Here is a 25020-nt window from a genome sequence, read left to right on the forward strand (position 1 = left end):
CAAAGGGTCTGGTGCCAAGCACCCGACCTGACTATCACTGTCGGTTTCCACGCATTGCAGGGGCGGCTGACCTGATCGGCTTCAGGCGCCACTCTTTTAGGTCTTTCAGCATTTCAGGACGCTGCAGCGTCACGGCGAGTCGTTTAACGGGGTGACAACGGCACAGCTATAACAACAAGGCTACGGGGTGAAGGAGGTGGTTGTTCTGAGTATTCAGAGGGGGCATCCGGGCTCCTGCTGGATGTGTTGCGTTTAATTCGAGGGTTGTTGGATCCAGTATTTATGCAACGCGCCTTGGCTGTCTAGTGATTTTTTCGGGGCTGGTTGTTCGCCTTGGACGGCGGATTAAGCCCGTCAGTAAAGGCTTACAGGCAAGGCTTAAGCTGGTGTAGGCGACTCGCCTGCAAGCGTGTCAGACACTGCCGTTTTTCGCGCAAGAAATCACCTGCCGACGCCCAGTGGCGTGTTACCGTTTCCTGACTTTTTGCAGCGAGCATTCCCAAGTGCGGGCGACCCGTTTGACCTTGATCTGCCATGCGAGAACCGTCGCACAAAAATTGGCGCGGTTTCCTACAAATGAGCCGTTGGAAATGGATTGGCAGTCTGCACAGGGTTCACGCAGCGGCCAGTTCAACAAATCGTCACGAATCGTGTCTGCTCCGGAACAACGTGCCCGGCAAACTGCCAGTCTGTTCGGTCGCGAGGTCCAGACGGTGGAGGCACTGCGCGACTGCGACTTCGGGCGGTGGAGCGGGGTGCCGATCGACGATTTGCAAAAGGCCGAACCTGAAGCCTTGCAGGCTTGGCTGGAGGACCCCGAATCGGCACCCCATGGCGGCGAATCGGTAGCTGCACTTAGTCACCGGGTAGCCGCCTGGCTGGCCTCGCTCGAGGCAACACCGGGACACATTGTGGCCATCACCCATCCGTTCGTTATCCGTGCGGCGCTGACATCGGTGCTTCAGAGTACGGCGTTCAACCAGATTGACGTTGAACCGTTGTCGGTGATCGAGTTGCGGTTCAACGGGCGCTGGCGTTTTCGTTTAACCAGCGACTTTCACGAGGAACCTCAGTCATGAAACAACTCCTGGTGATCGGCATCGGCGCCGGCAACCCCGACTACATCACCCTGCAAGCGGTCAAGGCGCTGAACCGGGTCGACGTGTTTTTCTTGATGGACAAGGGCGAGAGCAAACATCAGCTCATCGACCTGCGTCACGAAATCTGCGAGCGCTACATCACCGAACAGACTTACCGCTTCGTCGAGGCACCCAGTCCGGCGCGCGAGCGTGGTGAGGTGGACTACCGCGCCAGCGTCGAAGCACTGAACCTGGCCAAGCAGCTGACCTTTGAGCGGCTGATCAATGAGCACATGGCCGACGGCGAGTGCGCAGGTTTCCTGGTGTGGGGCGACCCTGCGCTGTACGACAGCACCATCAGGATCCTGCAGGCGATCCTCGCGTCAGGCCGCTGTGAGTTCGAGTTCACCGTTATCCCCGGGATCACCAGCGTGCAAGCCCTGTGCGCGCAGCACAAGGTGCCACTCAATCGCATCGGCCAGTCCATTGAAATTACCACCGGGCGGCGCCTGGCAGCGGGGCAGGTGAGCGAGGCCGACAGCCTGGTGGTGATGCTCGATGCCCAGGATGCCTACCATCAGGTGGCGGATCCGCAGACCGAGATTTATTGGGGGGCTTATCTGGGGACGCCGGATGAACTGCTGATCAGCGGCAAGCTCGGGGATGTGGCGCCAGAGATCGAGCGGGTGCGAAAAGCCGCTCGGGAGGCCAATGGGTGGATCATGGATACTTATCTGTTGCGTAAGCCTTAAGTCAGGCGTCGGCCCTATCGCGAGCAGGCTCACTCCTACAGGGGATCTGTAGGAGTGAGCCTGCTCGCGATAGGGCCGACGCTATTACCTCAAAAATCCGCGATAACCCCACGCCCAAACCGCTCCCGATACACCGATGGCGGCACCCCCACCACGCTGCGAAACGCCACCCGGAAACTTTCCACCGAACGATAACCACAGCGCTCGGCAATCCGCTCGGTATTCTCGCGGCTGCCTTCCAGCAGTTCCCGGGCCCGGCCCATCCGTTCATGTTGCAGCCAGGCCTTGGGCGACATGCCGGTGGCTTCGGTGAAGCGGCGCAGGAAGGTGCGCTCGCTCATGGCCGCTTCGCTCGCCAGGTCGCGTACCTCCAGTGGCTGGTGCATGCGTTCGCGGGCCCATTGCATCACCCGCGACAGATCGCTGCGCGGCGCTGCACTGACCGGCGCCGGAATGAACTGCGCCTGGCCGCCGGTGCGTTGCGGTGACATCACCAGGCGGCGCGCCACCGAGTTCGCGACCTGGGTACCAAAATCCCGCGCCACCAGGTGCAGGCAGGCATCGATACCGGCGGCACTGCCTGCCGAGGTAATCAGCTGGCCTGCGTCGACATACAGCACCTGCGGGTCCACCAGGATTTCCGGATAGCGCTCCGCCAGTTCGCTGCTGTAGCGCCAGTGAGTGGTGGCGCCATGGCCGTTGAGCAAACCGCTGGCCGCCAGCACGAACACCCCCGAGCAGATCGACAACAACCGCGCGCCGCGTGCATGGGCCTGGCGCAGGGCGGCCAGCAGTGGTTCAGGCACCGGGGCGCTGCGGTCGCGCCAGCCAGGAATGATGATGGTGCGGGCTTGTTCCAGCAGTTCCATGCCGCCGTCGGCCAGCACCCGGATACCGCCGGCGGCCCGCATCGGTCCCGGGTCCACCGCGACAATGCAGTGGCTGTACCAGGTGAAATCGAACTCCGGGCGGGCCAGGCCGAAGATCTCCACGGCGATGCCGAATTCAAAAGTGCACAGGCCGTCGTAGGCCAGGATCGCAACCAATCCAGGGGCGGAATGCATTTGGCGGAAAATTCCCGGTGAGTGTCTTGTGCGCCACTGTAGCCCGAAGCGTGCGGCCGATAAAGTCATCCCACAGCCATCCACACTCAGGAGTACCGCCCATGACCAGCCTGGTCCGTGAAATTCCCGCAGCCCCCTCGGCCATCGCCCTCATGCATTTCAGCAACCGACTGACCTTCGAAACCGATTGTTCCGACGTCTACGGCAGCCAACAGGCTGGTGAAGTGGATTTTGTCCTGGTCGATGTCCGCGGACCGCTGGCGTTCGAGCGCGGCCACGTGCCGGGGGCGATCAATTTGCCGGGGCGATTGCTGACTGCCCAGGCCCTGGCGCATTACCCCAAAACCAGCCTGTTTGTGGTGTATTGCGCCGGTCCGCACTGCAATGGCGCGAACAAGGCTGCAGTGAAACTGGCGGCCTTGGGTTACCCGGTCAAGGAGATGATCGGCGGGGTGACCGGGTGGCTGGATGAGGGGTTTGCCCTCAGTGCCGGGGTGCAGCGCGCCGTCGGCTGCGAGTGTTGAGCCCGCCGCAATTCTGGTAAACGCAACGCGCCGCCCGGCCATTTGGCCAGGTGGCGTGAATCATCCACAACGCTGATCATTCTCGTAGCGTTCTTGTAAGTATTTGTCGCCTGGACGTAATTTGCCGGCCTGTAGCCGCTCTAGACTGCCGGCCACTTCGGTTTTCACCGACCGAAAGCGACCAATAGAACGCTGCCAATAAAAACCTCCGCACACAGGAGTTATGAATGAAGAAGCTAGTGATGTTCGGTGCCCTGGCACTGTCGATGCTGTCCCTGTCCGCCGTGGCGGATGACGCCAAGCCAATCCGCATCGGTATTGAAGCCGGTTACCCGCCATTCTCGATGAAAACCGCTGACGGTAAACTCACCGGTTTCGACGTGGATATCGGCGACGCACTGTGCGAACAGATGAAGGTCAAGTGCACCTGGGTCGAGCAGGAATTTGACGGGCTGATCCCGGCATTGAAGGTCAAGAAAATCGACGCCATCCTGTCGTCCATGACCATTACCGACGACCGCAAGAAGAACGTCGACTTCACCATCAAGTACTACCACACCCCGGCACGCTTCGTGATGAAGCAGGGCAGCGAGGTCAAGGATCCGCTGACCGAGCTCAAGGGCAAGAAAGTCGGCGTGCTGCGCGCCAGTACCCATGACCGCTTCGCGACTGAAGTCCTGCAGCCTGCGGGCATCATCCTGGTGCGTTACGCTTCCCAGCAGGAAGCCAACCTGGACATGGTTTCCGGTCGCCTCGACGCGATGCTGGCCGACTCGGTCAACCTCGACGACGGCTTCCTGAAAACCGACGCCGGCAAGGGCTTCGCGTTTGTTGGCCCGACCTACGAAGACGCCAAGTACTTCGGCGGCGGCGCAGGTATTGCCGTGCGCAAGGGCGATACCGCTCTGGCGGAGAAATTCAACACGGCCATTACCGAGATCCGCGCCAACGGCAAGTACAAACAAGTGCAGGACAAGTACTTCGATTTTGACGTTTACGGTCATTAATCAAACCGTTAAAAAAAAGTGGCAACCGTTGACGCGGTTGCCATTTTTTTTGCTGACACAGCTAACTGTAGGAGTGAGCCTGCTCGCGATGGCGTTGTTCCATTCAATATCAATGTGACTGACACTACGCCATCGCGAGCAGGCTCACTCCTACAGGGATTATCAGGAGTTCTGCATGCAACGCATCGACCATTCACTGCCCTGGAGCCACCTGGGCACCGAACGTACCCTGAGTGTTTTTCGTTACGGCGAGGGCACGCGCAAGGTGTATATCCAGGCCAGCCTGCATGCCGATGAATTACCGGGGATGCGTACCGCCTGGGAACTGAAGAAACGCCTGGGCGAACTCGAAGCCCTTGGACAGCTGCAAGGCGTGATCGAACTGGTGCCGGTCGCCAACCCGATCGGCCTCGACCAGCATCTGCAAGGCAGTCATATGGGTCGCTTCGAACTCGGCAGCGGCAAGAACTTCAACCGCTCGTTCGTCGAACTGAGCGCGCCGGTCGGCCAGTTGATCGGCGATCGGCTGGGGGCTGATGCAGTCGCCAACATCGCCCTGATTCGCCAGGCAATGGCTCAGGTACTCGACGGCTTGCCCGCGCCGATGTCACAGCTCGAAGCCATGCATCGCCTGCTCCTGCGCCATGCCTGTGATGCCGACATCACCCTCGACCTGCACTGCGACTTCGACGCGGCGATTCATATTTACGCCTTGCCGCAACATTGGCCGCAGTGGCAATCCCTCGCGGCTCGATTGCAGGCCGGTGTCGCACTGCTCTGCGAAGATTCCGGTGGCAGCTCGTTCGACGAATCCTGCTCTTCGCCCTGGTTACGCCTGGCGCGGGCATTTCCCGAGGCGGCGATTCCACCTGCCAACCTGGCAACCACGCTGGAACTGGGGAGCATGGGCGACACCCGGATTGATCAGGCACAGGCCAATTGCGCGGCAATCCTGGGCTTTCTCGCCGAACAGGGGCTGATCAAGGGTGATTGGCCAGCGGCGCCGGACGCATGCTGCGAAGGCATGCCGTTCGAAGGCACCGAGTACCTGTTTGCGCCTCATCATGGCGTGGTCAGTTTCCTGCGCGAAGCCGGGGAATGGGTGGAAAAGGGCGACGCCTTGTTCGAAGTCGTGGACCCGTTGAATGATCGGGCAACCACGGTGTGCGCCGGGACCAGCGGAGTGTTGTTTGCCATCGATCGCGGGCGGTATACCCAGCCGGGGACGTGGCAGGCGAAGGTGGCGGGGCGCGAGCCGATTCGGGTGGGGAAGTTGATCAACGATTAATCGCCAAGTTCTTTCGCGCCTGCAAGTCCGCTTCGCGAGCAGGGGAATGCATTCCAAGTGTAGGAGTGAGCCTGCTCGCGATGGCGTAATCGGCAGGCCCCACATGCTCGCGGGAGTGTTAGGCTTCAACCCGATCCTGCACGTGTGAAGGAAGGTTTATGTTGAAGTTTTTCGCTCTGCTGACGCTCCTGGCGTCCAGCGCCGTTCATGCGCAAACCCCGCTGCAAACCGATCTGCCGCTCAAATACCTGGAGCAGACCCACGCTGATTCGCGCAATCTGCCCCTGGTGATTTTCCTCCATGGTTATGGCAGTAACGAAGAGGACCTGTTCGGCATCAAGGATGAGTTGCCCGAGCAATACAACTATCTGTCGGTACGTGCACCCATGGTAATGCAAGAGGGCCGTTACCAGTGGTTCCGTCAAAAAGGCCAGGGCGCCTACGACGGCGAGACCGACGACCTGAAAAATAGCCGCCAGGTGCTGCTGGACTTCATCAACCAGGCCGCCAGCAAATATCACACCGCACCCAACAAGGTGTTTCTGGTCGGATTCAGCCAGGGTGCGATCATGTCCTACGAGGTCGCGCTGCGACAGCCCCAGGCGTTGGGGGGCATCGCCGCGCTGAGCGGACGGATTCTGCCGGTGCTCAGGTCCGAGCTCAAGCCGGATGAAAAACGCCAGCAGCTGGCGATCTTCATCGGCCATGGCACCGCCGACAAACGCCTGCCTTACGTCGATGGCACTCAAGCCGACAGCTTTTTGCAGAGCCTGTCACTCAAGCCGCAATTTCATGCCTATCCAGGCCTTGGGCACAGCATCAGCGCGGCTGAAATGCAGGACTTGAGCGCCTGGTTGCAACGCCTCAACCCTTGACGTTATTTGCCACTGAGCATGCGCTTGATCAGGGTCTCATGGGCTGCCATGTCGCCGGGACGGGAGATCACCCGGACCACGGCCATGTGGGTGCCAGAGGCCGCCATTAGCGTGGTGTTCAGGGTTTGCCCGCCGCCCTGGGTGGCCGTGCTGTCGACCTGGCGAACCCCCAGACCGGTGCTTTTGAGGGTCAGGCTTTTCTCGCTGAGTTTGTTGTAGTCGGGGAGGGCCTTACGTTGCGCCGCGTCAAAATCCGCCGCCGTGCCGTCGAGAAAGGCGCCGTCATTGTCTTTGACCTTGAGACCCTCGGGCAGGCTGTTTTCGGCGGCGATCACCACGGTTTTGGTGGTTTCGTTGGCGTACATGGTCCCGCTGGCGCCGGAAGTGCTGGCCGGCAACGGCGTAGCAACGAAGCCCTTGGGCAGGGTGAAGATGAACTTGCCGCCCAGCATCGAAACTTTCTGTGACGACGCGGTACTGCTGGTGGCCTTGGCCGCCTGAGCATTCAGGGCCCCCAGGCTGGCAGCAACGGCCAGCAACAGGACAACGGCTTTCTTGCTCAACAATGACATTCGGGATCTCCAGGGATGGGCGCGTTTAAGCCGCGATCATCCCATGCCGCGTGTGAGTCACTCCAGTACCGACGCTCGGTTAGTCACTCGCTGGAAGCCTGGGCGCGCACGCTGACCGCAGGTTTCGCCAGCAGGCGGCGGGTCACTCCGAGCATCGCTACCGATACCGCCACGCCAAGGGCAAAGGCGCTGATGCCCATCCCGGGCAAGGCCAGGGCCAGTACCAGGCAGAAGGCGGCGAACGAATACATCCCGGTCGCCGTGGCTCGCAGCAATGCCGCAGTGAACGCCGGCCCTCGGGTTTGCTGGGAGAACACCGCCATTACGCTGCCGAGCACCGGGAATACTGCGAGCAGGCCGCTCCAGCGCTCGCCGACGGTACTGGCCAACAACGTCACCGCCAGGGTCAGCAGGGCGCCGGCGATCATGCGCCACACCAGCTTGTCAGACTTGGGGGCGTTGCCTGACACCACCGGTTGCACCGACGGGAACAGATAGGGCGCCGCCAGCAGCGCACTGGCTGCGGCGATTGCCGATAACCACAGGGAAGCGGGGAGCAACGACAACACCACCGCCGACACGGTCCACACCGCCAACGAAATACTCAGTGCCACCGGCCAGCTGCTGCGCTGCGCCACCTGGGCATAGGTGACGCAAAAGGCAATCATCGCGAACATGGCGGACAGCGCCGCAGTGGCCGAGCGGGCGGCGAATGCTTCGCCTTGTTCGATGGCGAGGAAGAACAGGATCGGCCCCACCACCACTGGCAGCCCGGACAGCCACCCGGCTACGCTGGGCCCCCAGCGTTTACCCGCCAGGGAGATGAGTAGCAGAAATCCGGGAATGACCAGCAGTTTGAGCAGTAGCACGCACGCGTCTCCGTCCTGTGTGAGATTGCCACGTTAGCATGCACCGGATGGATTGCTGCAGAGTTTCACGTTTTTTGTATACAAAATACAAAGCTTGTACAGCCATGGTTTCGGTGTATAAGTTTTCTTCATCCTCTGCTGTGGACCGAGCCCTCATGTCCCCAATCCGATCAACCCTGCGCAATGGCCTCTGGGTGTTGGCCCTGTTGGCCAGCCAGGCGCTGGCCAATTGGCAGGAATCGTTGCCTGGCGCACGAATCATTGGCGCCGGTGAGTTTCGCTGGTTTGGTTTTGATGTGTACAACGCCCGCTTGTGGAGCGCGGCTCGGCCATTGGTGAGCGACCAGCCCTTTGCCCTTGAGCTGATTTACCAGCGCAGCATTTCCCGGGACGACCTGGTGCAGGCCAGCGTCGATGAGATCAAGCGTCTGTCTGGCGAGTCGGTGAGTGCCGGCCAGTTGGCGCAGTGGCAGGGGCAGATGCAGCAGGCATTCGTCGATGTGCAGGCCGGGACGCGCATTACCGGGTTGTATCTGCCGGGGCAGGGCGCACGGTTTTATGTCGGGCAGCGGTTGCAGCATGAGGTGAACGACCCGGAGTTTGCGCGAGCGTTTTTTGCGATCTGGCTGGATCCGCGAACGCGTAATCCGCAGTTGCGCGAGCAATTGATGGGGTTGGCCACATCCCCGTGACGGGGAGCGGTTTACCGATATGGAACCCGGCGCGACAGTTGTCACGCCGGGTGTGTTGCCAGGCTGCGCGGTTCTTCGTGGGTCCCCGCGCCGCCTGTTGAACGCTTTACGCCCGCTCGATCGCCAGCGCCACGCCCTGGCCGCCACCGATGCACAGGGTGGCGAGGCCTTTCTTGGCATCGCGCTTGATCATTTCATGCAACAAGGTCACCAGCACCCGGCAGCCCGATGCGCCGATCGGGTGGCCGAGGGCAATGGCGCCGCCGTTGACGTTGACCTTTTTCAAGTCCCATTGCAGTTCCTTGGCCACCGCCAGGGATTGAGCGGCGAAGGCTTCGTTGGCTTCAATCAGCTCAAGCTGGTCGATTGACCAGCCGGCCTTGTCCAGGCAGCGGCGAGTGGCCGAGACCGGGCCGATGCCCATGATCGCCGGGTCCACGCCCGCATTGGCATAGGCGGCAATTTTAGCCAGCACCGGCAGCCCCAGGGCCTTGGCTTTTGCTGCGCTCATGAGGATCACGGCAGCAGCGCCATCGTTCAGCGACGAAGCGTTACCCGCCGTCACCGAACCGTCTTTTTTAAACGCCGGGCGCAGTTTGCCCAGGGCTGCGGCACTGGTGTCGGCCCGCGGCTGTTCGTCGGTGACGAACGACAGCGGTTCACCCTTGCGCTGGGGAATCAGGATCGGCGTGATTTCATCGACGAACCGTCCGCCTTCGATGGCGGCCGAGGCTTTCTGTTGCGAAGCAGCGGCGAAGGCGTCCTGCTGTTCGCGGCTCAGGTTGTATTTCTCCGCCAGGTTTTCGGCGGTGATGCCCATGTGGTAATCGTTGAACGCATCCCACAGGCCGTCGCTGATCATGGTGTCGACGATTTGCGCATGCCCCATGCGCAGGCCGGTGCGGGCGCCGGGCATGACATAGTTGGACAGGCTCATGTTTTCCTGGCCGCCGGCGATGATCACCTCGGCGTCGCCGCAGCGAATCGCCTGGGTCGCCAGGTGCAGGGCCTTGAGGCCGGAGCCGCAGACCTTGTTCAGGGTCATGGCCGGCACTGTGAAGGGCAGGCCGGCCTTGATCGCCGACTGGCGCGCAGGGTTCTGCCCGGCGCCGGCGGTCAGCACCTGGCCCATGATCACTTCATCCACCTGTGCCGGGTCCAGCCCGGTTTGCGCCAGCAACTGACGGATCACAGCGGCGCCCAGGTCCACGGCGGACACACTGGCCAACGCACCCTGGAAACTGCCAATGGCAGTACGGGTGGCGGCAACAATTACGACGTCTTGCATGGAATTATTCCTCACTGCGCAGCGAACTGCATTTCCGGAACGTGATCAGGCACGATCAATTTACCCGCGGTCTTGGCGACGATTTCCTCGACGCTGACCCCTGGTGCACGCTCCTTGAGAATGAACGCGCCGTTGTCGATTTCAAGATAAGCCAGGTCGGTCAGCACGCGCTTGATGCAACCGGCGCCGGTCAGCGGCAGGCTGCATTTTGCCAGGAGCTTGGACTCACCGTCCTTCGAGGCGTGGGTCATGATGACGATGATGTTGTCCGCGCCGGCCACCAGGTCCATGGCGCCGCCCATGCCCTTGACCAGCTTGCCGGGGATCATCCACGAGGCGATGTTGCCTTGTACGTCCACCTCGAAAGCGCCCAGCACAGTCAGGTCGACATGGCCGCCGCGAATCATCGCGAAGGACTCGGCCGAGGAAAAAATCGATGCGCCGATGCGTGCCGTGACGGTTTGTTTGCCGGCGTTGATCATGTCGGCATCGATGGTGTCTTCAGTCGGGAACGGGCCCATGCCGAGCAGGCCGTTTTCCGACTGCAGCATGACTTCCATGCCTTCTGGAATGTAGTTGGCGACCAGGGTCGGAATACCGATGCCGAGGTTGACGTAGAAGCCGTCCTGCATTTCGCGGGCGACGCGTTGAGCCATTTGTTCGCGGGAAAGTGCCATTGTTGTTATTCCTTCAATTCGGGCCGGGGGCAGGTGATCACTTACGCACGGTGCGCTGTTCGATGCGCTTCTCGAACGTGCCGCAAATGACCCGGTCGACGTAGATGCCAGGGGTGTGGATCTGCGCCGGGTCCAGCTCGCCGGGCTCGACGATTTCCTCGACTTCAACCACGGTGATCTTGCCGGCGGTGGCCGCCAGCGGGTTGAAGTTCTGGGCGGTGTGGCGATAGATGACGTTACCGAAATGGTCGGCTTTCCAGCCTTTGACGATGGCGAAGTCACCGGTGATGGATTCTTCCATCAGGTACTGGCGACCGTGGAATTCGCGCACTTCCTTGCCTTCGGCCACCGGGGTGCCGACACCGGTTGCAGTGAAGAACGCTGGAATGCCGGCGCCGCCCGCGCGCATTTTCTCCGCGAGGGTGCCTTGGGGTGTCAGGACGACTTCGATCTCGCCTTTGAGCAGCTGGTCTTCGAACAGTTTGTTCTCGCCGACATACGAGGCCACCACTTTGCTGATCTGCCGGTCTTCCAGCAGGACGCCGAGGCCAAAACCATCAACTCCGCAGTTGTTGGAAACCACGGTGAGGTCGCGTGTGCCTTTGCGCTTGATCTCGGCGATCAGGTTTTCCGGGATCCCGCACAGTCCAAAGCCGCCGGCGATCACGGTCATGCCATCTTCCAGACCTGCCAGAGCTTCCTCGTAGGAACTCACGCGCTTGTCGAAACCTGCCATATGCACCTCTTTTATTCTTAATGGGCGGCTGGCTAGCCGAATGACTCAAGTGTCTCGCCGGAGGATTGATTTGTTAAGTTGATTTTTATGGCGCATTGATAGATAAATCTCACTAATTGAGGTATCACCCTTTCTCATATCACCCTGCACTGTGGGAGCAAAGCTTGCTCGCGATAGCAATCCCAGGCACGCCATCGCCGCCAGGATTTGCTCCCACAAGCTTGCAGCTCAAAGCCTGTGGCTTCCACCCGGAGCATTGCGACCATGACTGTCAAACAGATCCGCGCCTTTCTCGCCGTCGCCCAGAGCCTGAGTTTTGCCGTGGCCTGCGAACGCCTGCACCTGTCGCAGTCGGCATTGAGCCTGACCATCAAGGCGCTGGAAGAGGGTCTGGGCGGGCGCCTGTTCACGCGCAACACCCGCAACGTCGCCCTGACCGCAGAGGGGGAGGCCTTGGTGCCCCTGGCGCGGCGCCTCATTGCCGACTGGGACAACGCCGAGGACGAGTTGCGCCAGCGTTTCACCCTGCAGCGCGGGCGAGTCACGCTGGCGGCGATGCCCTCGTTTGCCGGTAACCTGCTGCCGCCCATCCTCAAGACGTTCCGCGCGCGTTACCCCAAGGTCAACGTCACCGTGAATGACGTGATCAACGAGCAGGTCCTGGAGATGGTGCGCGACCGCCAGGTCGAGTTGGGCGTGGCGTTCGAGCCGACCACCAGTTCGTCATTGGCCTTCACGCCGTTGTACATGGATCGATTCATCGCAGTGGTGCCCCTCGATTCACCGCTGGCCCAGCTCGACGATATCGCCTGGCAGACATTGCTGCAGCAACCGTTCATTACCTTGCAGCGCCCGTCCACGGTGCGGGTGATGCTCGAAGAGCATCTGCAGGCCCGTGGCATGAAATTGCCGGTGGAGTTTGAAAGCCATCAGCTGGCGACCGTCGGGCGTATGGTTGCCAGTGGGCTGGGGGTGAGCGCGGTGCCAGCGTTGTGCGCCGGGCAGATGCGAGAATTGGGCGCGCATTGCCTGACCCTGCATGACCCGGTGATTGAGCGGGCAATCGGGGTGCTGACCAAGCCCGGGGTGGAGTTGTCGGCGGCGGCGCAGGCGTTGTTTGATGTGCTGCGCGAGGAAAACCTGGCCCAGCGAATATCAGGGCCTAAGCACCAACCCTTGTAGGAGCGAGCCTGCTCGCGATGGCGGAGTGTCAGGCGAAGAAGAGGCCAAACGTGCCGGCCCCTACGGACCGGGTTCGCCACAAACCCGTAGGAGCCCGGCTTGCCGGCGATAGCGATCTTGCCGGCCCCATCGCTGGCAAGCCAGGCTCCTACAGGGATTGCGTTGCTCAGCTGGACAGGTGTTGAGCCAGCAACGGCAGCAGTTGTTCGCATGAAGCCTCGATCTTCAGGTCCAGCAGCTCATCCGCCCGCGTCTTGCCCAGATTGATCGCGATCAATGGCTTGCCCTGATCCGCCACTGCCCGGCACAGGCGGAACGCCGAGTACGCCATCAAGGACGACCCTACCACCAGCAACCCCGCAGCCTTTTCAACCGCCGCCATGGCCTTCGCTGCCGTTACTTGCGCGACGTTCTCGCCAAAAAACACCACGTCCGGTTTCATTCGCTCCCCGGCGCAGTGCGGGCAGCTCGGCACTTGGAAGCGCGCCTCAAAAGCAGGGTCGAGCAGGGTGTCACCATCTGGTGCCTGCACTGCGTCGACGCCCGCCAGGTAAGGGTTGCGCTGTTCCATCAGGTGCTGGATCGAGTCTCGCTCGCTGCGCTTTCCGCAATCCAGGCACAGCACCCGCTGCAGGCTGCCATGCAGCTCGATCACGTCATGGCTGCCGGCCTGGTCGTGCAACGCGTCGACATTCTGCGTGATCAGCGCGCTGATCCGCTGGCGGCTTTGCAGCCCGGCCAATGCCTCGTGCGCTGCATTCGGCTGAGCCAGGCGCACTCGCGGCCAGCCAAGCATCGCCCGCGCCCAGTAGCGGCGCCGGGACTCGGCAGCCGAGAGAAACTCCTGGTACATCATCGGCTGCCGGCCACGGCGCACACCCTGGTTGTCGCGGTAGTCCGGAATCCCTGAAGGCGTGCTGATACCGGCTCCGGTCAGCACCGCGAAGGGTTGTTCGGCCATCAGCTGATTGAGCTGATCGAGTTGTTCGCGGATTTGGCCATTGAGCATGTTCAACACTCCAAAAGGTTTCCATATTGTAGGAGCCCGGCTTGCCGGCGATGGCGATCTCACGGACGCCATCGCCGGCAAGCCGGCTCCTACTTGCGCGCCTCCAATATCAGGTTGAACGGCGTTTGAGTCGCCCGTCGAAACGTCTTGAAGCCCGCCTCCATGAACACCTTGCGCAGCCGCGCCTCGCCGGCCTGTGCGCCGAGGCCCAGGCCGACTTCCTGGGACAGCGAATTGGGCGTGCAGATAAACGTCGATGCAGCATAGAACAGGCGTCCCACCGGGGTAATGTTGTCATCAAGTGCATCGTTGGCGAAAGGCTCCACCAGCAATACCGTGCCGTCCGGTTTCAGCGACTGATAGGCGTGCCGCGCCGCGCCCACCGGGTCGCCCATGTCATGCAGGCAGTCGAAGTAGCAGACCAGGTCGTAATCATCGCCCGGATAACTCTTGGCGGTGCCCTGGAAGAACCGCGCGCGCCCGGCCACGCCACCTTCTTCGGCGCGCTGGGTGGCGACGCTGACGGAGGGCGCGTGGTAGTCGAACCCCACGAACCGCGAATTCGCAAACGCCTGGGCCATGATCACCGTGGACGCGCCATGGCCACAGCCAATGTCCGCGACCTTCGCCCCGGCCTCCAGCTTGGCGACCACCCCATCCAGGGCCGGCAGCCATTCGGCGATCAGGTGCGCCTTGTAGCCAGGTCGGAAGAAGCGCTCGGTGCCGCTGAACATGCACGGATGGTGATCGCCCCAGGCCAGGGCCCCGTTGCCACGCATGGCATTGACCAGTTTGTCCTTGTCGTGGAAAAACGACGCGACCACGCCGACTCCACCGGCCACGTACACCGCAGAGTCTTCGACCGCCAGCGCCAGGGCCTGCTCTTCAGGCAGGCGGAACTGGCCGTCAGTGTGTTCCATATAGCCCGACGCGGCGTGCGCGCTGAGCCATTCACGCAGCAGCCGCGGATTGCAGCCGGTCTTGTCGGCCAGTGCTTCGGGAGTAATGGGTTGACTGTCCGCCATCGCCCGGTACAGCCCCAGCTCTTCGCCGAGGATGACGTTGGCGAGCATCGCGGCGCCGCCCATGTCGTTGATCAATTTGCCCATGAAATCGTTGAGTCTGGCCTCGTCCATCACGTGTGCTCCTTTGGCAGGATCACGGTCCAGGGCGGGGGGATTCAAAGCGTTCGCCACTGGGCGGTGGTCGTGGGAATGAACAGGACGGTTGGGGGGTGTCCTGTGTGCATTAAGTCTAGTTCGCAGACGATGAGGTGCATTTTTCGGCGACGAAAGTGTCAGCTGGAGCAAGCTTTTCTGTAGGAGCCTGGCTTGCCGGCGATGGCGATCTTGAGGGCGCCATCGCTGGCAAGCCAGGCTCCTACAGGGGTGCTTGTATTGGAGTGTATCCAACACGGCTGACGATACAGTTGCCCACAACTCATGGGTGCAAACGAACACAGGCCTGATACATCCCGGCGCTTAACTGGCCATCCGATTCATCACCCCGGGATCAACCTCATGACCACAGCCATCCCCACAGCCAGCGTCGGCCTCGGCCTGCGTCGCGGCCTGATGAAGGACCTGCAGGCCGCTCCTGCAGGTGATTTCGACTTCCTCGAAGTCGCCCCGGAAAACTGGATTGGCATCGGAGGCGCGCACGGTGCGGCGTTGCGAGCCCTGGCGGAAAGGTTTGCGCTGTCGTGCCACGGCTTGTCGCTGTCCCTCGGCGGGCCGACGCCCCTGGACGTCGAATTTCTGCGCGAAGTCAGGGTTTTTCTCGACCACTACAAAGTGCCGCTGTACAGCGAACACCTGAGCTACTGCAGCGATGACGGCCACCTCTACGACTTGCTTCCACTGCCATTCACCGAGGAAGCGGTGCATCACGTTGCCGCGCGGATTCGCCAGGCCCAGGACATCCTGGGCCGGCGCCTGGCGGTGGAGAACGTGTCCTATTACGCGGCGCCGCGCCAGGACATGGACGAAGTCACCTTCACCAATGCAGTGCTGCGCGAAGCTGATTGTGACCTGCTGCTGGACGTCAACAATGTGTACGTCAATTCGATCAATCACGGTTTTGATCCGCGGGCCTTCCTGCAAGGCATCGAGGCGGGGCGGGTGGTGGGCATGCACGTAGCGGGGCATTTTGATCAGTCGGATACTTTGAAAATCGACACCCATGGTGCCTCGGTGAAACCGGCAGTCTGGTCATTGCTGGCGCAGGCCTATGCTCGCTTCGGCGCACAACCGACGCTGCTCGAGCGGGACTTCAATTTTCCGGCCTTTGCCGAACTGGTCGCCGAACTGCAGACCATCCGCCGTCTGCAGGCCGCAGGGGGCAGTCGTGGATAAGCCCAGTCTGTTTCAGCAACAGCGCACCCTTGGCCGTTACCTGCGTGACCCCGAGCACTGCGCGCCGCCAGTCGAAATGGACGTGGCGCGGGCCGAGGTCTACCGCGACCTGATCTTCGCCAACCTGTCGCAGTTGCTCAGTGGCACTTTTCCAGTGCTGATCAGGATCCTCGGCGATGCGCGCTGGCGTGTGCTGGTACGCAGTTTCCTGCGAGACCACCGCGCGCGCACGCCAAAATTTGCCGAGATCGCCGAGGAGTTCGTGGGCTTTCTCGCCCGTATCCCGTCGGGTGACTGGCCTGGATTCATGGTCGAGCTGGCGCACTACGAATGGGTCGAGATGGCTTTGCAGCAGTCCGATGCCGAACCCTTGCCGGCCAGCTCTGCCGGGTTGCTGCTGGAGCGACCGCTACAGATTTCGCCACTGGCCTGGCCATTGGCGTACGCCTGGCCGGTTCAGCAGGTCGGGCCGGACTTCCAGCCACAAACGCCGCCGGCCCAGCCAACCTTGCTGCTGGTACGGCGGGCCGAGGACTGGAGCGTGAAGTTTTCGCAACTGAGCCCGTTGACCTGGCGCCTGTTGCAGCGGATCGAGGAGTTTCCCGCACTGGATGGGCGAGCCCAGCTGCAGGGCCTGGCGCGGGAGGCAGGTGCTGCGGATGTGCCTGTTTTTATGGCAAGCGGCCTGGCCTTGTTGCAGCAGCTGCACGGCGAAGGCGTGGTGGGCGGGGTAGGCCGTTGAGCTTGCGGGCCAGGCTGGACTACAGCCGAAACACCAAAGCCTTCAACCCACACTCGATATCCGTGTCCGGAAACTCCGGCGGATTTTCCAGCCGTTGTTCAAAGCGCAGGCTCGGCGCTTCGCGGGTCACGCCCTCGATCAGGAAGTCCGCACCCAGCGCCGGGTCATTCATGCAGGCCAGAACAGTGCCGCCTTGCGCGAGCAGCTCCGGCAGTCGACGCAGGACCCGCTGGTAGTCCTTGGTCAGCAGAAAGCTGCCTTTCTGGAAGGACGGCGGGTCGATGATCACCAGGTCATAGGGGCCCTTGCCGATCACCTTGCCCCAGGACTTGAACAAGTCGTGCCCCAGGAACGTCACCTTGCCGAGGTCGTGGCCGTTCAATCGGTGATTGTCGCGACCACGACTCAGGGCCGCGCTGGACATGTCCAGGTTGACCACGTGCTCGGCGCCACCCTCGATCGCCGCTACCGAGAAGCCGCAGGTGTAGGCGAACAGATTGAGTACCCGTTTGCCCTGTGAATTGGCCCGAACCCAGTCACGTCCGTAACGCATATCGAGGAACAGGCCATTGTTCTGCTTGCGGCCCAGGTCGACCCGATAATGCAGGCCACCCTCGGTGATGGTCAGGTCATCGAGCGCATCCCCCACCAGCCACTCGGTGGTGCTTTGCAGCATGTAGCGATGCTGCAGCGCCAGGGTATGGGCGCCGCACGCCAGCCACGCGGGTGAGGCGGCAAGACGCAGCAGGTCGGCCTTCAACGCCGCCAGTTGCGGCGCTGGGGGTTCCTTGAACAGGGACACCAGCACCACCCCTTGCAACCAGTCGACCGTCACCTGCTCAAGGCCCGGCCAGCAACGCCCGCGGCCGTGGAACAGCCGGCGGGTTTCTGCGGGGGCGTCTGCCACGGCGGTCAGCAGATGAGCGTGGAGAAGGGTGAGCGCGTCTGGATTCATCGGCCTGCTTCGGTCATTTGAGGGGGCGGCATTTAACCACAACTTTGGCCGAAGCCTGCTTTCCAGGCGTCGGGACTTATCACGTTTAATTTAACTTTTCGTGAGGATTTGGCGATCTGGCCGCCCACATACTCGGCTTCAACGAACAACAACCGCCGCCGGGAGAGCCACCATGTCGCAGCAACCCACGGTCAGCACTCATCCGCGCTGGCTCAGGCTGACCCACTGGCTCAATGCCCTGGCCGTGCTGGTAATGGTCACCAGCGGCTGGCGCATCTACAACGCCTCGCCGCTCTACGATTTCAGTTTTCCCGCCTCGATCACTTTGGGTGGCTGGCTCGGCGGGGCACTGCAATGGCACTTTGCGGTGATGTGGTTGTTGGCTTTCAACGGCCTCATTTATCTGCTGGTCAACTTGTTCAGTGGGCGCCTGTCGCGACGGTTTTTTCCCCTGTCGCCCAAGGGGGTTGGGCACGACCTGCTGGCTGCGTTCAGGGGAAAACTGGGCCATGCGGACCTGCGCCAGTACAACCAGGTGCAGCGGCTGGCCTACCTGTTCGTAATGCTCGACATCGTGCTGCTGGTGGTCTCCGGACTGGTGCTGTGGAAGTCCGTGCAATTTCCCTTGCTGCGCGAGTTGCTGGGTGGCTACGAAACGGCGCGGCACGTGCACTTTATTGCCATGGCGTTGTTGCTGGGGTTTGTCGCGGTGCATCTGGTGATGGTCGCGCTGGTCCCGAAAACCTTGGTCGCGATGCTGTTCGGTCACAAGGAGCCATTATGAAAAAGCCCATCCAGGGACCGGGGCTGGATGAAACATCCATTCTCGCCGACGCCCGCAAAATCATCGCCCCGCAAATCGAAGATCGCTCGCGCCGTTCGTTCCTGCTGCGCGGCCTGACCTTGGGCGGCGTGGCGATGTTGTCCGGCTGCAACCTGACCGACAACGACAGCGTCGAGACTGCCTTGTCTTCCATGTCGCGTTTCAACGATCGAGTGCAGGGTTGGTTGTTCAACCCCAACGCACTGGCGCCAACCTATCCGGCATCGATGATCACCCGGCCATTTCCGTTCAACGCCTTTTACGGCATCGACGAAGCGCCGAGCGTCGAAGCCGACAGTTATCGCCTGGAAGTCACCGGACTGGTCGCCGACAAACGCAGCTGGCGTCTGGAGGAGCTGCGCGCCATGGCCCAGACCGAGCAGATCACCCGGCACATTTGTGTCGAAGGCTGGAGCGCGATCGGTCGCTGGGGCGGGGTGCGCTTCAGCGATTTCCTCAGGCGCATCGGCGCCGATACGGACGCCAGGTATGTCGGTTTCAAATGCGCGGACGATTACTACACCAGCATCGACATGGCCACCGCACTGCACGCGCAAACGCTGCTGGCACTGACCTACGACGGCGCGGTGCTGCCGCGTGAGTACGGCTTCCCGATGAAGCTGCGCATGCCGACCAAGCTGGGCTACAAGAATCCCAAGCATATCCAGGCGATTTTCGTCAGCAACACTTACTCCGGTGGCTACTGGGAAGACCAGGGCTACAACTGGTTTGGTGGCAGCTGACCCCCCGAATTCAACCGCGCAGCCCGTGCTGCGTCCATTCGCAATCCCAGCGTCAGGAGATCCACCATGAAAAAATTGACCAGCGTTGTTCTGTCCATGTGCCTTGCTGTCGGTGCCGGCAGCGTGTTTGCCGCCGACTCGATGAGTAACGACGGCATGAGCAAGGACTCGATGTCCAAGGATGCGATGAAAAAAGACCAGATGAAAAACAATGGTATGAGTAAGGATTCAACGAACAAGGAAATGTCCAAGGACTCGATGAGCAAAGACGGCATGAAGAAAGACGGCATGAAGAAAGATGCAATGTCGAACGACGCCATGAAGAAGGACGATATGGCACAGTAAATCTCGCCTGGCCTCGTAGGCTGGACGCCTGATTTCGTCGACTGCCTGTATCAAAAATGAATTTCCGCCGAGTCCGCTGCTCATACCTGTAAGCAGCGGATTTGAGCCCGCGAAATTTTTGAGCAATCAGGGAGTGGCAGCGTCATGAGTCCAGTCACAACGGCAAGCGATCACCTTCCCAACGGGTTGATTCTTGTGGTCGAGGATGATCCGTTGATCCTGGAGTTTCTCTGCGAAATTCTTCAGGAAGAAGGTTTTACCGTCGAGCCACAAATCAGCGCGGACGCAGCCTCGGCCTATCTGGAGGAGCACTCCAACAAGGTCAGTTTGTTGCTGACCGACATCACCATGCCCGGCAAGCTTAACGGCGCTGACCTGGCGAACCAGTTCGGCGATCGTTGGCCGAACAAGCCGATCATGATCATGTCGGGTTTCGAAACGCCGGAGACTTCCGGAGTACGGCACCATGTCTCGTTCATCAAAAAGCCTTGGGCGCTTGGGCAATTGCTCGATTGCGTTGAAGGGGCATTGAAGACTGCCCCGGTGCAACGTTGATCATGTACATTGCGTGAAAACCCGCCCGTTACCTGGATAGGAAGTCTGCTTTTGCCTGCTGACGACGCTGTTTTCACCACCTCTTACCGCGCTTTTCTGTTCGACATGGATGGCACCGTTCTCAACTCCATTGCTGCCGCAGAGCGTATCTGGACCACCTGGGCTCGGCGCCATGGTCTGGATATCGCCGCGTTCCTGCCGACCATTCATGGCGCCCGCGCCATCGACACGGTTAACCGTCAGGGGCTGACAGGCATAGATGCACAGGCGGAGGCAGCATGGGTAACCCAGGCTGAGATCGAGGATGTGCAAGGGATTGTCGAAGTTTCAGGCGCTGCGCGATTTCTGCAGTCATTACCTGCCAGGCAGTGGGCAATAGTCACTTCCGCACCTCGAGCACTGGCGTTGCGCCGCTTGGCGGCGGCCGGTATTGCTGCACCCGCGGTGATGATCACCGCCGAGGATGTCAGCGCGGGCAAGCCTGATCCTGCCGGTTACCGGCTGGCGGCTGAGCGTTTGGGGGTCAAGATTGACGACTGCCTGATTTTCGAAGATGCCACGGTTGGCATTCAGGCGGCTGAAGCGTCAGGGGCTGATCTGTTGGTGATCACTTCGACTCATCCGCACCCGATCGAGACGCCTCATGCGACGCTGAAAGACTATGAGCGGGTGAGTGTCGCAGTGGCTGCAGATGGGAGTATTGGCCTGCAAAAAGTTTTCGCAGGTTAACCGCGTAGGAGCTGCCGAAGGCTGCGATCTTTTGATCCACAGCGGGTGTGGACGCGCCAAAGATCAAAAGATCGCAGCCTTCGGCAGCTCCTACAGAGGTGTCGCAGGACTTGGGTCGAGCTTATTGCCCCGACGCAGCACCATCATTGATCAGGATCGCCCGAGCCAGGTCTTCATCGGTGGCATTCAAACCGGGATTGTCCTGGCGAATCTGCTGCATTACCGACTCCAAATACACTCCCCGAATCGCCCCACCGCTGGCAACGAAGCTTGAGGCATCGTCCTTGGCGGGAATCATCAGTTTGTGATCCTTGAACGTCGAATACAGCGAAGCTGAAACCCCGGCCGAAGTGGCAACATCGCCGGCATCGACTTTGGCCATGGCAGAACCGAACGGCAAACAGAGTACCAGGGAAGAAACGAGGATTAGACGGCGCATGACGGTGTCCTCCGACAGCTTGAAGCGTAAGGGAAATATCTCATAGCTTAGGATGCTCGCCGGGGCTCAGTAGTTCCTTGGCGGGGCAGATAATCATTTCACGCTACCGATGATCAGGCCCCGGGCCGCTGCGGCTCACCGGGTCTATGCTTGCCAGTGCGCCCATCGCAATGGGAGAACTGCAATGATCAACACAGCCACAGCCTGCCTGCTTGCCGATTACAAACGCTGGGCGGATCTGCGCCTTTTCGACAGCCTCGCTGCACTGCCACCGGGTGAAGTCGATAAACAGCGGGCGTCGGTGTTCAGCAATATGATTGGCACCTTGAACCACATCTACGTAGTGGATTGCATCTGGCAAGCCCACCTCGAAGGCCGGGGACACGGCTTCAAGACTTCACACGATCTGCTCCACGCCGAACTTCCCGAACTGCGCCAGGCGCAAAAGGACATCGATCACTGGTACTGCGACTGGAGCACGCGGCAGACCGATGCTTCGCTGCTCAAACCCGTCGAGTTTGCCTTCGTCTCCGGCGAGAGCGGCACCATGACCGCCGGAGCGATGCTGATGCATGTGATCAACCATGCGAGCTACCACCGCGGCTGGGTGGTGCAGATGTATTTCGAGATCCCGGCGATGCCACCGGTGACGGACTTGCCGGTGTTTTTGCGCGAGCATGATCCGCAGTTCACTACGCAGAAGGCACCGGCAGCGGCGCCGACATGTGTTGGGCTATTCGCGAGCGCAACCAACGTTCTGCCGGATCGTTATCGTTGACCCCGTTCCACACCATCGACAGCTGCGACAACACAATGTCGAAGGGCGGATCGTCGGCACGCAACTGGCCGCTGCCTTCGATCAAGGCGCACGCAGCGTAGTCCGGCACCGTCGCCAGCATCTCGGTACCCGCCAGCAATGCGCGCAGGCCGGAGAACTGCGGGACCGCCAACACCACCCGGCGCGAACGGCCGATGCGCGCCAGGTCGTTATCGATCGCCCCGGTCAGGTCCCCGGAAAACGACACCAGGGCATGCGGCCGCTCACAGAATTCATCCAGGGTGAGAGGTCCCGGCCGGTCGTCGCCGCGCAGGATTTTCACGCTCAGGTCGCGCAATTTCTTGCGCTTGGCGTTGGCCGGCAGCTCGGTGGTGTAGCTGATGCCGACGGAAATCTCGCCGCTGGCGAGCATCGATGACATCAACAGGAAATTCACCCGCCGCACCACCACCACGACGTTCTGTGCCTCTTCGCGGATCTGCTTGAGCAGGGGTGGAAACAGGCCAAACTCGGCATCATCGGACAGGCCGATACGAAACACGTCGCGACTGGTCGACGGGTCAAAATCCTTGGCCCGGCTGACCGCCCCGGAAATGGTGTCCATCGCCGGCTGCAACTCCTTGAGAATCTGCAGGGCGCGCTGGGTCGGTTCAAGGCTGCGGCCATTGCGCACCAGTAACGGGTCATCGAACAAATCGCGCAACCGCGCCAACGCTGCACTCACCGCAGGCTGGCCGAGGAACAGCTTTTCTCCGGCCCGGGTGAGGTTCCTCTCGAACATCAGGGTCTCGAAGATCACCAGCAGGTTCATGTCCACGCGGCGCAGGTCGTTGCGGTTCATGGTGGTGGCTCGCAGGATTTTCGGGTTAGTTGAGTAAAGCAGCAAAGCCGGGAAGGGGTCGTCTGGTTGACTCATTCCAGGCTTTAGTCGGTCAACACCTTCCTGAACGTCTCCACCAATGGGCGCAAATTGATCCGGTGCCAGGCCGCCCACAACGGCGTGGTGAACACAATCCAGGGCACTTCCCGCAGCACCACCCCCGGCGGCGCATTGCGGCTCAACCCCTTCTGAATCATCGCAATCCCCAGCCCTGACGCCACCAGGCCCAAGGCGGTGAAAGGTTCGGTGGCTTCCATGCGGATGTCGGGGGTAAAGCCTGCGCGGATGCAGGCGCTGACGAAGTCTTCGCGGCTGGCGCAGTTCTGCCGGTGTTGCACTCCGATCCATTCCTGGGTGGCCAGGTCCGCAGGCGTCAGTAGGGTTTGCTGAGCCAGCGGGTGGTGCTCGGGCAGGGCCAGGAGCATCGGGTCGTCGAGGACCTGGAATCCCAGCAGGTCGGGGTCGTCGTCGGTCGGCGGTTCGCTGACAAGTGCGATATCCAGACTACGCTGACGCAGGCCTTCGAGTTGTTCGACGGAGCTCAGGTTGTACAGCGCAACGTGGACGTTTGGACGCTCGACTCGCAGCACGCGCAAGGCATTGGGCAGCACTCCGGCATGCATGGCGTTTTCGATATAGCCAATGCACAGGCCGCCTTCTTCGCCGCGGCCCAGGCGTTTGCCGAGGGACTCCAGGCGGTTGGCGTGGGTGAGCAGGGCGCGGGTTTCGGCAAGGAAGGTCTGGCCATCGCGGGTCAGGCGGATGCGTTGCTGGCTGCGCTCGAACAGGGTCAGACCCAGGCGTTCTTCGAGTTGGGCGATCTGCCGGCTCAAGGGCGACTGGGAGATGTGCAGGCGCTCGGCGGCGCGGCCGACATGCTCTTCTTCGGCGACAGCAACGAAGTAACGCAATTGGCGGATGTCGATCATATCAGACCTATGGGGACTCAAGTGCTGCGTATTATGTCTTGGACGGTCCGATCATCACAATCCAGAATCTGCTCAACGGTCGCTTGACCGATTTCTGAATACGACGAGGTTTGCATCATGAGCTTGAAAGACAAACTGCCAGGCGCCCTGGGTTTCGGTACCGCGCCTTTGGGCAACATGTTCCGCGCCATTCCTGAAGAAGAGGCAATGGCCACCGTTCACGCAGCCTGGGATGCCGGCGTGCGGTATTTCGACACCGCACCATTCTATGGCTCGGGCCTGGCGGAAATTCGTCTAGGGGCTGCATTGGCCCAGTACAAGCGCGACGACTACGTGCTGAGCAGCAAAGTGGGTCGGGTAATCCTCGATGAAGTCGAAGACGCCGCTGCCCGGGATCTGGGCGAGAAGAGCGGGGTATTCGAGCACGGCCGACCGAACAAAATTGTTAATGACTACAGCGCCGACGCGACGCTGCGCTCGGTCGAGGACAGCCTCAAGCGCCTGCAAACCGATCGCCTGGACATCGTCTGGGTGCATGATATCGCCCAGGATTTTTATGGCGATCAATGGCTCGAATACTTCAACCAGGCTCGTACCGGTGCGTTCAAGGTGCTGACGCGCTTGCGTGAAGAAGGCGTGATCAAGGGCTGGGGTCTGGGCGTGAACAAGGTCGAGCCGTGTGAGCTGACGCTGGATCTGACTGAAGCGCAGCCGGACGGGTTTCTGCTGGCTGGGCGTTATACCTTGCTTGATCACGACCGTGCCTTGCAGCGTTTGATGGACTCGGCCCTGGCGCAGAATGTCGAAATTGTGGTCGGTGGCCCTTACAGTTCGGGGATTCTGGCCGGTGGTGCGCATTTTGAGTACCAGAAGGCCAGCCCGCAGATCGTCGACAAAGTCGCGCAGATCAAGCGCATTGCGGCGGCCCATGGGGTCGACATTAAAGCCGCAGCGTTGCAGTTCTCCCTGGCTAACCCGGCCGTGGCGGCAGTGATTCCCGGCTCCAGTCGCCCGGGGCGGATTGCCGAAGATGTGGCGGCGTTGTCGGCGGTTATTCCTGCGGCGTTCTGGCAGGCGATGCGTGAAGCGAAACTGGTGTCCGAACGGGCGCCGTTGCCAACGATGGGAGCATGA

The 25020-nt window shown here is 61.2% G+C and carries 29 protein-coding genes; 17 read left to right on the top strand and 12 right to left on the bottom strand.

What is annotated here, in order from left to right; genetic code table 11:
* Nucleotides 1-503 precede the first annotated feature (503 nt).
* Both ORL50_RS16025 and cobF read left to right on the top strand, forming a co-directional pair.
* Nucleotides 504-1079 (top strand): histidine phosphatase family protein, encoded by a 576-nt coding sequence (locus ORL50_RS16025; RefSeq protein WP_266016384.1) that lies wholly within the window; start codon nt 504-506, stop codon nt 1077-1079.
* The gene (gene cobF, locus ORL50_RS16030; RefSeq protein ID WP_266016385.1) at nt 1076-1831 is read left to right on the top strand and encodes a precorrin-6A synthase (deacetylating); all 756 of its coding nucleotides are present in this window, start codon (nt 1076-1078) and stop codon (nt 1829-1831) included. The genes ORL50_RS16025 and cobF overlap by 4 nt, the downstream gene beginning before the upstream one ends.
* A gap of 89 nt (nt 1832-1920) precedes the next feature.
* Here the strand turns inward: cobF and ftrA are convergent, their stop codons facing one another.
* Complete coding sequence (ftrA, locus tag ORL50_RS16035; RefSeq protein ID WP_266016386.1) at nt 1921-2895, bottom strand: transcriptional regulator FtrA; 975 nt, start codon at nt 2893-2895, stop codon at nt 1921-1923.
* Nucleotides 2896-2996: 101 nt separating this feature from the next.
* Here ftrA and ORL50_RS16040 point away from each other — a divergent pair, with 101 nt between their 5' ends.
* From ORL50_RS16040 to ORL50_RS16055, 4 genes are all read left to right on the top strand, one after another.
* Nucleotides 2997-3419, top strand: coding sequence for a rhodanese-like domain-containing protein (locus ORL50_RS16040; RefSeq protein WP_266016387.1), 423 nt, complete (start codon nt 2997-2999; stop codon nt 3417-3419).
* Nucleotides 3420-3646: 227 nt separating this feature from the next.
* Entirely contained in the window at nt 3647-4426 is a 780-nt protein-coding gene (locus ORL50_RS16045; protein ID WP_266016388.1) for an ABC transporter substrate-binding protein, read from the top strand.
* 175 nt (nt 4427-4601) lie between these two features.
* Nucleotides 4602-5714: a succinylglutamate desuccinylase/aspartoacylase family protein gene (locus tag ORL50_RS16050; RefSeq protein WP_266016389.1), complete on the top strand. Its 1113-nt coding sequence runs from the start codon at nt 4602-4604 to the stop codon at nt 5712-5714.
* Nucleotides 5715-5872: 158 nt separating this feature from the next.
* Nucleotides 5873-6589 (top strand): alpha/beta hydrolase, encoded by a 717-nt coding sequence (locus ORL50_RS16055; protein WP_266016390.1) that lies wholly within the window; start codon nt 5873-5875, stop codon nt 6587-6589.
* A 2-nt stretch (nt 6590-6591) separates the two neighbouring features.
* Here the strand turns inward: ORL50_RS16055 and ORL50_RS16060 are convergent, their stop codons facing one another.
* Together ORL50_RS16060 and ORL50_RS16065 are read right to left on the bottom strand one after the other, a co-directional pair.
* Nucleotides 6592-7161: a DcrB/PsbP domain-containing protein gene (locus tag ORL50_RS16060; RefSeq protein WP_266016391.1), complete on the bottom strand. Its 570-nt coding sequence runs from the start codon at nt 7159-7161 to the stop codon at nt 6592-6594.
* Between the two features lie 83 nt (nt 7162-7244).
* Nucleotides 7245-8030 (bottom strand): hypothetical protein, encoded by a 786-nt coding sequence (locus ORL50_RS16065; protein WP_266016392.1) that lies wholly within the window; start codon nt 8028-8030, stop codon nt 7245-7247.
* 155 nt (nt 8031-8185) lie between these two features.
* Between ORL50_RS16065 and ORL50_RS16070 the strand changes: the two genes are divergently transcribed.
* The gene (locus ORL50_RS16070) at nt 8186-8722 is read left to right on the top strand and encodes a chalcone isomerase family protein (RefSeq protein WP_266016393.1); all 537 of its coding nucleotides are present in this window, start codon (nt 8186-8188) and stop codon (nt 8720-8722) included.
* Between the two features lie 106 nt (nt 8723-8828).
* On the opposite strand, the gene ORL50_RS16075 is transcribed toward ORL50_RS16070, so the two are convergent.
* The 3 genes from ORL50_RS16075 to ORL50_RS16085 are packed head-to-tail and all read right to left on the bottom strand — an operon-like array spanning nt 8829 to nt 11423.
* Entirely contained in the window at nt 8829-10010 is a 1182-nt protein-coding gene (locus ORL50_RS16075) for an acetyl-CoA C-acetyltransferase (protein ID WP_266016394.1), read from the bottom strand.
* An 11-nt stretch (nt 10011-10021) separates the two neighbouring features.
* The gene (locus tag ORL50_RS16080) at nt 10022-10687 is read right to left on the bottom strand and encodes a CoA transferase subunit B (protein ID WP_266016395.1); all 666 of its coding nucleotides are present in this window, start codon (nt 10685-10687) and stop codon (nt 10022-10024) included.
* Nucleotides 10688-10724: 37 nt separating this feature from the next.
* Nucleotides 10725-11423, bottom strand: a complete 699-nt coding sequence (locus ORL50_RS16085; RefSeq protein WP_266016396.1) for a CoA transferase subunit A — start codon at nt 11421-11423, stop codon at nt 10725-10727.
* Between the two features lie 264 nt (nt 11424-11687).
* Here ORL50_RS16085 and ORL50_RS16090 point away from each other — a divergent pair, with 264 nt between their 5' ends.
* Nucleotides 11688-12605: a LysR family transcriptional regulator gene (locus ORL50_RS16090; protein WP_266016397.1), complete on the top strand. Its 918-nt coding sequence runs from the start codon at nt 11688-11690 to the stop codon at nt 12603-12605.
* Nucleotides 12606-12771: 166 nt separating this feature from the next.
* On the opposite strand, the gene ORL50_RS16095 is transcribed toward ORL50_RS16090, so the two are convergent.
* Entirely contained in the window at nt 12772-13614 is an 843-nt protein-coding gene (locus tag ORL50_RS16095) for an NAD-dependent protein deacetylase (RefSeq protein WP_266016398.1), read from the bottom strand.
* Between the two features lie 89 nt (nt 13615-13703).
* Nucleotides 13704-14750, bottom strand: coding sequence for a class I SAM-dependent methyltransferase (locus tag ORL50_RS16100; protein ID WP_266016399.1), 1047 nt, complete (start codon nt 14748-14750; stop codon nt 13704-13706).
* Nucleotides 14751-15134: 384 nt separating this feature from the next.
* Between ORL50_RS16100 and ORL50_RS16105 the strand changes: the two genes are divergently transcribed.
* On the top strand, nt 15135-15968 hold the full coding sequence (locus tag ORL50_RS16105) for an HvfB family MNIO-type RiPP peptide maturase (protein WP_266016400.1): 834 nt from the start codon (nt 15135-15137) through the stop codon (nt 15966-15968).
* Nucleotides 15961-16710 carry an HvfC family RiPP maturation protein gene (locus tag ORL50_RS16110; protein WP_266016401.1) on the top strand — a complete coding sequence of 250 codons (750 nt, stop codon included), beginning with the start codon at nt 15961-15963 and terminating at the stop codon, nt 16708-16710. The genes ORL50_RS16105 and ORL50_RS16110 overlap by 8 nt, the downstream gene beginning before the upstream one ends.
* 19 nt (nt 16711-16729) lie before the next feature.
* Here ORL50_RS16110 and ORL50_RS16115 read toward each other — a convergent pair whose 3' ends face one another.
* Entirely contained in the window at nt 16730-17665 is a 936-nt protein-coding gene (locus tag ORL50_RS16115; RefSeq protein WP_266016402.1) for a class I SAM-dependent methyltransferase, read from the bottom strand.
* Nucleotides 17666-17837: 172 nt separating this feature from the next.
* On the opposite strand from ORL50_RS16115, the gene ORL50_RS16120 reads away from it, so the two are divergent.
* The 5 genes from ORL50_RS16120 (at nt 17838) to ORL50_RS16140 (ending at nt 20860) form a co-directional block, all read left to right on the top strand.
* On the top strand, nt 17838-18449 hold the full coding sequence (locus ORL50_RS16120; protein ID WP_266016403.1) for a cytochrome b/b6 domain-containing protein: 612 nt from the start codon (nt 17838-17840) through the stop codon (nt 18447-18449).
* Nucleotides 18446-19231, top strand: coding sequence for a molybdopterin-dependent oxidoreductase (locus ORL50_RS16125; protein ID WP_266016404.1), 786 nt, complete (start codon nt 18446-18448; stop codon nt 19229-19231). Before ORL50_RS16120 ends, ORL50_RS16125 begins: the two co-directional genes overlap by 4 nt.
* Nucleotides 19232-19297: 66 nt before the next feature.
* The gene (locus ORL50_RS16130) at nt 19298-19576 is read left to right on the top strand and encodes a pentapeptide MXKDX repeat protein (protein WP_266016405.1); all 279 of its coding nucleotides are present in this window, start codon (nt 19298-19300) and stop codon (nt 19574-19576) included.
* Nucleotides 19577-19720: 144 nt separating this feature from the next.
* Nucleotides 19721-20131, top strand: a complete 411-nt coding sequence (locus ORL50_RS16135; RefSeq protein WP_266016406.1) for a response regulator — start codon at nt 19721-19723, stop codon at nt 20129-20131.
* 51 nt (nt 20132-20182) lie between these two features.
* Entirely contained in the window at nt 20183-20860 is a 678-nt protein-coding gene (locus ORL50_RS16140; protein ID WP_266016407.1) for an HAD-IA family hydrolase, read from the top strand.
* 121 nt (nt 20861-20981) lie between these two features.
* On the opposite strand, the gene ORL50_RS16145 is transcribed toward ORL50_RS16140, so the two are convergent.
* Nucleotides 20982-21299, bottom strand: a complete 318-nt coding sequence (locus ORL50_RS16145; protein WP_266016408.1) for a DUF2388 domain-containing protein — start codon at nt 21297-21299, stop codon at nt 20982-20984.
* Between the two features lie 184 nt (nt 21300-21483).
* On the opposite strand from ORL50_RS16145, the gene ORL50_RS16150 reads away from it, so the two are divergent.
* Nucleotides 21484-22077, top strand: a complete 594-nt coding sequence (locus ORL50_RS16150; RefSeq protein WP_266016409.1) for a DinB family protein — start codon at nt 21484-21486, stop codon at nt 22075-22077.
* On the opposite strand, the gene ORL50_RS16155 is transcribed toward ORL50_RS16150, so the two are convergent.
* Nucleotides 21992-22918 carry a LysR substrate-binding domain-containing protein gene (locus tag ORL50_RS16155; RefSeq protein WP_266016512.1) on the bottom strand — a complete coding sequence of 309 codons (927 nt, stop codon included), beginning with the start codon at nt 22916-22918 and terminating at the stop codon, nt 21992-21994. The two genes, ORL50_RS16150 and ORL50_RS16155, sit on opposite strands and share 86 nt — an antisense overlap.
* Nucleotides 22919-23001: 83 nt before the next feature.
* Entirely contained in the window at nt 23002-23886 is an 885-nt protein-coding gene (locus ORL50_RS16160) for a LysR substrate-binding domain-containing protein (protein WP_266016410.1), read from the bottom strand.
* 117 nt (nt 23887-24003) lie between these two features.
* On the opposite strand from ORL50_RS16160, the gene ORL50_RS16165 reads away from it, so the two are divergent.
* Nucleotides 24004-25020, top strand: a complete 1017-nt coding sequence (locus tag ORL50_RS16165) for an aldo/keto reductase (protein WP_266016411.1) — start codon at nt 24004-24006, stop codon at nt 25018-25020.

Source organism: Pseudomonas sp. RIT-562, assembly GCF_026241895.1.
Classification (GTDB): domain Bacteria; phylum Pseudomonadota; class Gammaproteobacteria; order Pseudomonadales; family Pseudomonadaceae; genus Aquipseudomonas; species Aquipseudomonas mandelii_F.